General features: G+C 67.9%; 6 protein-coding genes, 1 tRNA gene and 1 pseudogene. 5 read left to right on the top strand and 3 right to left on the bottom strand.

From position 1 onward, the window contains the following. A partial coding sequence (locus tag VTU_RS0124155) for a M16 family metallopeptidase (RefSeq protein ID WP_010110219.1) occupies positions 1-1,321 on the bottom strand: 1,321 nt, incomplete at its 3' end. 29 nt (positions 1,322-1,350) lie between these two features. Here VTU_RS0124155 and ftsY point away from each other — a divergent pair. After that, the gene (gene ftsY, locus VTU_RS0124150) at positions 1,351-2,319 is read left to right on the top strand and encodes a signal recognition particle-docking protein FtsY (protein WP_010110217.1); all 969 of its coding nucleotides are present in this window, start codon (positions 1,351-1,353) and stop codon (positions 2,317-2,319) included. 54 nt (positions 2,320-2,373) lie between these two features. Here ftsY and VTU_RS30210 read toward each other — a convergent pair. After that, positions 2,374-3,134, bottom strand: a pseudogene (locus VTU_RS30210) (SDR family oxidoreductase). A 296-nt stretch (positions 3,135-3,430) separates the two neighbouring features. Here VTU_RS30210 and trxB point away from each other — a divergent pair. From trxB to rpmG, 3 genes are all read left to right on the top strand, one after another. Beyond that, on the top strand, positions 3,431-4,384 hold the full coding sequence (gene trxB / locus VTU_RS0124140; protein ID WP_010110216.1) for a thioredoxin-disulfide reductase: 954 nt from the start codon (positions 3,431-3,433) through the stop codon (positions 4,382-4,384). 185 nt (positions 4,385-4,569) lie between these two features. After that, positions 4,570-4,803: a 50S ribosomal protein L28 gene (gene rpmB / locus VTU_RS0124135; RefSeq protein ID WP_010110214.1), complete on the top strand. Its 234-nt coding sequence runs from the start codon at positions 4,570-4,572 to the stop codon at positions 4,801-4,803. A gap of 12 nt (positions 4,804-4,815) precedes the next feature. Next, the gene (rpmG, locus tag VTU_RS0124130; RefSeq protein ID WP_010110212.1) at positions 4,816-4,986 is read left to right on the top strand and encodes a 50S ribosomal protein L33; all 171 of its coding nucleotides are present in this window, start codon (positions 4,816-4,818) and stop codon (positions 4,984-4,986) included. A 179-nt stretch (positions 4,987-5,165) separates the two neighbouring features. On the opposite strand, the gene VTU_RS0124125 is transcribed toward rpmG, so the two are convergent. Beyond that, a tRNA-Leu gene (locus VTU_RS0124125) sits at positions 5,166-5,250 on the bottom strand. Positions 5,251-5,269: 19 nt separating this feature from the next. Here VTU_RS0124125 and rnr point away from each other — a divergent pair. Then, a partial coding sequence (gene rnr / locus VTU_RS0124120) for a ribonuclease R (protein WP_010110210.1) occupies positions 5,270-6,974 on the top strand: 1,705 nt, incomplete at its 3' end.

The raw sequence follows: 6,974 nt of genomic DNA, 5'->3' as shown, positions 1-6,974 counted from the left end.
GCGCGGAGGTGACCGTGCGCAGCAGGGCGAGCAGGCGGTCCCGGGCGTCCAGGGGAAAGCCCTGGGCCCAGTTGCTGCCCAGTTCCTGCGCCTGGCTGAACACCGAGTCGCGCTCGTACACGGAGGCGGCGATCCACTGCGTTTTGACCCGCGCGAGTTCTGCCTCGCCAACTCCCTCGCGGGCCACGCGGGCGACTTCGGCGCGCAGCGCGTCTTCCACCTGCTGCGCCGTCTTGCCCGCCGCGGGCACGCCGCTGAGCATGAACAGACCGGGCCCCCGCCCCATGACCATGGCCGCGCTGTTGGCGCTGTCGGCCACGCGCTGCTCGCCCTGGGTCAGCGCGCGATCGAGCCGGGCGCCGCTGTAGCCATCGAGCACGGCCGACAGCACCAGCAGCGCCAGCGCGTCGCGGTCGGCGTCGCCGGGGTTCTCCATCTGGTCGAGGCAGGGCGCACGGAACGCGAGCGCCACATAGGCCTGCTCGGCCGGCGCCTTCACGGCAATGCGGCGCAGGCCCCGCTGCACGGGTTCGGTGCGCGGCTTGCGCACGGGCAGCGCGCGCGCGGGGATTGCGCCGTAGTACTTCTGCGCCAGCGCGCGCACCTGCTGCACGTCCACGTCGCCCGCGATCACCACGGCGGCGTTGCCGGGCTGGTACCACTGGCGGTGGAAGGCGCGCACGTCCTCGGGCGTCATGGCGTCCAGATCGCTCATCCAGCCGACGACGGGGTGGCGGTACGGCGCCGCGGTGAAGGTGGTGGCAAAGAGCTGCTCGGCCAGCACGGCGCGCGGCTGGTCCTCGGTGCGCAGGCGGCGCTCTTCCTTGACGACCTCGATCTCCTTGCGGAACTCTTCGTCGGGCCAGTGGTTGTTCGCGAAGCGGTCCGATTCCAGCCGCATCGCTTCCTCCAGGTGTTCGGAAGGAATCTGCTGGTAATAGCCGGTGTAGTCGCGGCTGGTGAAGGCGTTCTCATTCCCGCCCAGAGCCGCCACGCGGCGCGAGAACTCGCCCGGCGGCAAGGTCCTGGAGCCCTTGAACATCATGTGCTCGAGCGCATGCGCCACACCCGTGGTGCCGTCCACCTCGTCCATGGAGCCGGTGCGTACCCAGAGCATGTGCACCGCAGTGGGCGCGCGGTGGTCGGGCTGCACGATGAACTGCATGCCGTTGCTCAGCGTGAACTGCTGCGCACCGGAGTCCGTGGCCGTGGCGTCGGCGCGGGAAACCGGTGGCGTTGCCGCAGCTGCGCACGCCATGGTGCAGGCTGCGCTGAAGATGCAGCGGGCCAGCAGGCCCGCGAGGGGAGAAACGTGTTTCATAGAATGGCGCCATTCTAAGAGCCCTGCCAATGTTCAGCTTCTTCAAAAAAACGCCCGCACCGGCTGCGGCACCCGCGCCGACCGCCGCCGCACCGGCAGCGCGCGGCGGCTGGGTCGAGCGCCTCAGGGCGGGCCTGCGCAAGACGGGCAGCAGCATCGCCACGGTATTCACCGGCACGCAAATCGACGACGTGCTGTATGAGGAACTGGAGGCCGCGTTGCTCATGGCCGACACCGGCGTGCCGGCCGCCGCGCGCTTGCTGGCCGACCTCAGGCGCCGCGTCAGGGAGGGCAAGGCCGCCGACCCCGCCGCCGTCAAGGACCTGCTCGCGGATGCGCTCACCGACCTGCTGCGCCCGCTGGAAAAAAACCTGGTCATCGGCGCGCACAGGCCCACGGTGATCATGGTGGCGGGCGTCAACGGCGCGGGCAAGACCACGTCGATCGGCAAGCTCACGAAACATCTGTCGGACGCAGGCGCTGCGGTGCTGCTCGCGGCGGCGGACACCTTCCGCGCCGCAGCGCGCGAGCAATTGGGCGTCTGGGCCGAGCGCAATACCGTCGAGATCGTGAGCCAGCAAGGCGGGGACCCCGCCGCCGTGGGCTTCGACGCCGTGACCGCCGGCCGGGCGCGCGGCAGGGACGTGGTGCTGGTGGACACCGCCGGTCGCCTGCCCACGCAACTGCATCTGATGGAGGAGTTGAAAAAAATCCGCCGCGTGCTCGCCAAGGCCGACGCGAGCGCGCCGCACGAGGTGCTGCTGGTGATCGACGGCAACACCGGGCAGAACGCGCTCGCCCAGGTGCGCGCATTCGACGACGCATTGCAACTCACCGGGCTGATCGTGACCAAGCTCGACGGCACGGCCAAGGGCGGCGTCCTGGCCGCCATCGCGCAGGAGCGGCCCATCCCCGTCTACTTCATCGGCGTGGGCGAGAAGCTCGAAGACCTGGAGCGCTTCGACGCGCGCGAGTTTGCCCAGGCCCTGCTGGGTTGAGAGTCCGCAAGGAATTCCGATGGCTGCGTGCGGCGTGGGCGCCGCGTCCGGCGCTCACACGCAGCGCGCCCCGTCCACCTCGATGCACACGCCGCTGATGAACGCGGCCTCGTCGCTCGCCAGATACAGCGCGGCGTGCGCCACGTCCAGCGCGCTGGAGAAGCGCCCCAGCGGGATGCTCGCGAGGAACTTGGCGCGGCGGGCCTCGTCCACGGGGCCGCCGGCGAACTCGGCCGCCAAGCCGGTGTCGGGGTTGAACACGGGGTTGATGCAGTTCACGCGGATGTTTTCCGGCCCCAGTTCCGCGGCCATGGACTTGCTGGTGGTGATGACTGCGCCCTTGGAGCCGTTGTACCAGGTGAGGCCGGGGCGCGGGCGCAGCCCGGCGGTGGAGGCGATGTTGATGAAGCTGCCGCCGCCGGCCTGGCGCATCACGGGAACGGAGTGGATCGCCGTCAGGTAGAGGCTTTTCACGTTGACGGCGTAGACCTTGTCGAACTCCTCCTCGCCGACTTCGAGCAGGGGCGGTTGCGGTGCGTCCAGCCGGCGTTGTTCACCACCACGTCGAGCCGGCCGTACCGCTGCAGGGCCTCGTCCACCAGGGCCTCGACCTGGGCCGAACAGGTCACGTCGGCCCGGAAGAAAGCGGCCTGACCGCCTGCGGCGCGGATCTCCGCCGCGACGCGCCGGCCACCGGCTTCGTCGATGTCGTTCACGATGAGCCTGCCGCCCTCGGCGGCCAGGCGTTTCGCAATGCCCTCGCCAATGCCGCTGCCGGCGCCGGTGACGATGATGGATTTGTGCTGTACGCGCATGGGGACCTCTGTCTCTGTGGATCGTTCGGGTTCGGGTGTCAATCAGGTGGGTCGTCGGGAGCCTGCCGCGCAGGCGTGCGCCCACGCGGCAAAATATCGCCGCGCATGATAGGCCATGGGCGGGCGTCGCGTGAGCGCGCATCCCCGGCCGCCCTTTCGGGGTCGCTGCGCCGGGTCCTTGGGTCCGCAGCTTCTTACAATCGCCGGGATTGAGAAGGGACTGCCCGCGTGGGCGGCGCCTTCCGCGGTTTTTCCCAACAGCGTTTCTGCACCGGGCGCACAAACAAGGCTCATCCATGTCCACCAGCCAACACGCGAAAGTTCTGATTCTCGGCTCCGGCCCGGCGGGCTACACCGCCGCGGTGTACGCCGCCCGCGCGAACCTGAACCCGGTGCTCATCACCGGAATGGCCCAGGGCGGTCAGCTCATGACTACCACCGACGTGGACAACTGGCCCGCCGACGTGCATGGCGTGCAAGGCCCGGACCTGATGCAGCGCTTCCTGGAGCACGCCGAGCGCTTCAAGACGCAAATCGTCTTCGACCACATCCACAAGGTCGACCTCGGCCAGCGCCCATTCACGCTGGCGGGCGACAGCGGCAGCTACACCTGCGACGCGCTGATCCTGGCCACCGGCGCGTCGGCCAAGTACCTGGGACTGCCTTCGGAACAAGCCTTCATGGGCAAGGGCGTCTCCGGCTGCGCGACCTGCGACGGATTCTTCTACCGCGGGCAGGACGTCTGCGTGGTGGGCGGCGGCAACACGGCGGTGGAGGAGGCCCTGTACCTGGCGAACATCGCCAGCAAGGTCACCCTGGTGCACCGCCGCGACAGGTTCAAGGCCGAGCCCATCCTCGTGGACAGGCTCAACGAGAAGGTGGCCGCCGGCAGGATCGAGCTCAGGCTGTTCCACACGCTCGACGAGGTGCTGGGCGACGGCACCGGCGTGACGGGCGTGCGCATCAAGAGCACGCAGGACGGCAGCACGCAGGACATCGCGCTGCAGGGCTGCTTCATCGCGATCGGTCATGCCCCGAATACCGAAATCTTCCAGGGCCAGATCGAAATGGAAAACGGCTACCTCATCACCCGGGGCGGTCTCAAGGGGTTTGCCACGCAGACCAGCGTTCCCGGTGTCTTCGCTGCCGGCGACGTGCAGGACCACGTCTACCGCCAGGCCATCACCAGCGCAGGAACGGGCTGCATGGCGGCGCTGGACGCGCAGCGCTTTCTGGAGCAGGGCGCGTGATCGAATCAGGCTATACTGCGCAGCTTTGCCAAATTTGGCCCGTCGTTTCCACGGCGCGCCGGGCAGGGCAATCGATCGGGTCCAACCCGGGGTTACCGCCACCCTTCTTTCTGGCGAGGTGAGGCCACTCGCTGCCTTCGGGTTTCCGAGGTGCCGAGGGGCTGTTCAAAAATCGGAGTGTCCTCATGGCACGCGTCTGCGACGTAACGGGCAAGAAGCCCATGGTCGGAAACAACGTTTCCCACGCCAACAACAAAACCCGGCGCCGGTTCCTGCCGAACCTGCAATACCGCCGTTTCTGGGTCGAGAGCGAGAACCGCTGGATCCGCCTGCGGGTCTCGAGCGCGGCCCTGCGCTTGATCGACAAGAACGGTATCGACTCGGTGCTCGCAGACCTGCGCGCACGGGGTCAGGCTTAAAGGAGAAGCACCATGGCAAGCAAAGGTGGACGCGACAAGATCAAGCTGGAATCCACGGCGGGTACCGGCCACTTCTACACCACGACCAAGAACAAGAAGACCATGCCCGAGAAGATGGCGATCATGAAGTTCGATCCCCGGGCGCGCAAGCACGTCGAATACAAGGAAATGAAGCTGAAGTGATTCAGCCCTGTGGCGATCGGGGTCCGGCTCAGTGCAGGCGAGAGGGCCTGTCCGGGATCGGGCCCTGATGCCAGCACCGGCGGGTTCGGGCCTCGCCGGTCGTTTTTTGTGGGCGTAAAAAAACCGCTGCGGTCCAGCGGTTCAATGCTTCGAAAACCGCCACCGGTTCTCGTTAAACTTGGTGCCCAGGAGAGGACTCGAACCTCCACGATGTTACTCGCTAGTACCTGAAACTAGTGCGTCTACCAATTCCGCCACCTGGGCATTTCAGGAAAGACCGAGATTGTATAGCAAAAAAAATACCCCTCCCGGTGCGCAGCCCGCGCATTTCTCGGACGAGATCGAGGGCAGCGCGCAGGGGCACCGGGACGGACACGGTTTCGTCGTTCGCGACGATGGTGAGGGCGACATCTACATCCCCCCGAACGAAATGCGCGCCGTGCTGCACAAGGATCGCGTGCGCGTGCGCATCGTGCGCCAGGACCGCCGCGGCCGCCCCGAGGGCCGCGTGCTCGAGATCATCGAACGCCCGCCCCAGCCCATCATCGGCCGCCTGCTGCAGGAAAGCGGCGTCTGGCTGGTGGCGCCCGAGGACAAGCGCTATGGCCAGGACGTCTTGGTTCCCAAAGGGGCCACCGGTGCTGCGCGGTCCGGGCAGGTCGTGGTCGTCGAGTTGATCGAGCCGCCCGCGCTGTTCGGGCAGCCCGTGGGCCGCGTCACCGAGGTGCTCGGGGAGGTGGACGATCCGGGGTTGGAGGTCGAGATCGCGGTGCGCAAGTACGGCGTGCCGCACGAGTTTTCTGCCGCCTGTCTGGCGCAGGCGAAGGCGCTGCCGGACAAGGTGCGCGCGCAGGACAAGAGGCGCCGCGTGGACCTGACGGACGTGCCCCTGGTGACCATCGACGGCGAGGACGCGCGCGACTTTGACGACGCCGTGTACTGCGAACCGGCCAGGGTGGGGCGCAGCAAGGGCTGGCGCCTGCTGGTGGCGATTGCCGACGTGAGCCACTACGTGGAGACCGGCAGCGCCATCGACGTGGACGCCTACGACCGGGCCACCAGCGTGTACTTTCCGCGGCGCGTGATCCCGATGCTGCCCGAGAAGCTGAGCAACGGACTGTGCTCGCTCAACCCCGAAGTGGAGCGTTTGTGCATGGTCTGCGACATGCTCGTCACGGCCAAGGGCCAGGTGCACGCGTACCAGTTCTACCCGGCGGTGATGTACAGCCACGCGCGCTTCACGTACACCGAGGTCGCTGCCATCCTGGCGAACACGCGCGGACCCGAGGCCGGCAGGCGCGGCGAGCGCGTCCGGGACCTGCTGAACCTGCACGACGTGTACCGCGCGCTGCTGCTCGCGCGCCGTGAGCGTGGTGCGGTGGACTTTGAAAGCACCGAGACGCAGATCGTCTGCGACGAGAACGGGCGCATCGAAAAAATCGTTCCGCGCACGCGCAATGACGCGCACCGGCTCATCGAGGAGGCGATGCTCGCGGCGAACGTGTGCAGCGCCGACTTCATCGCCCAGGGGGGGCAGCCCGGGCTGTTCCGCGTGCACGAGGGCCCCACGCCCGAGAAGCAGGAGATGCTGCGCGGCTACCTCAAGTCGATGGCCGTGGGCATGACGATCGGCGACGACCCCAGGCCCGCAGAGTTCCAGGCGATCGCCGAGGCCACCCGGGACCGGCCCGACGCCCAGCAGATCCACACCATGCTGCTGCGCTCCATGCAGCAGGCGATTTACACGCCGACCAACAGCGGTCACTTCGGATTGGCGTTCACGGCGTACACGCATTTCACGAGCCCGATCCGGCGCTACCCCGACCTGCTGGTGCACCGCGTCATCAAGGCCATTCTGTGCGGGACCCGGTACCGGCTTCCCGTGCTGCCCACTCCGGGAGAGGCCCAGGCCAAGCTGGCCAAGCGGCTGGCGGCGCGCGGGGCCGCGCCGGGCGCCGGGGCGCGCAAGAAAATTCGTAGGTCATGGA

It is taken from the genome of Verminephrobacter aporrectodeae subsp. tuberculatae At4 (assembly GCF_000193225.1).
GTDB classification, from domain to species: Bacteria; Pseudomonadota; Gammaproteobacteria; order Burkholderiales; family Burkholderiaceae_C; genus Acidovorax; species Acidovorax aporrectodeae.
The sequence above is the reverse complement of the archived record's forward strand: the minus strand, read 5'-3'. Positions and strand labels throughout refer to the sequence as shown.

Coding starts and splice junctions, on each gene's coding strand:
- ftsY (WP_010110217.1), top strand. CDS start 1,351: ATGTTCAGCTTCTTCAAAAAAACGCCCGCACCGGCTGCGGCACCCGCG.
- trxB (WP_010110216.1), top strand. CDS start 3,431: ATGTCCACCAGCCAACACGCGAAAGTTCTGATTCTCGGCTCCGGCCCG.
- rpmB (WP_010110214.1), top strand. CDS start 4,570: ATGGCACGCGTCTGCGACGTAACGGGCAAGAAGCCCATGGTCGGAAAC.
- rpmG (WP_010110212.1), top strand. CDS start 4,816: ATGGCAAGCAAAGGTGGACGCGACAAGATCAAGCTGGAATCCACGGCG.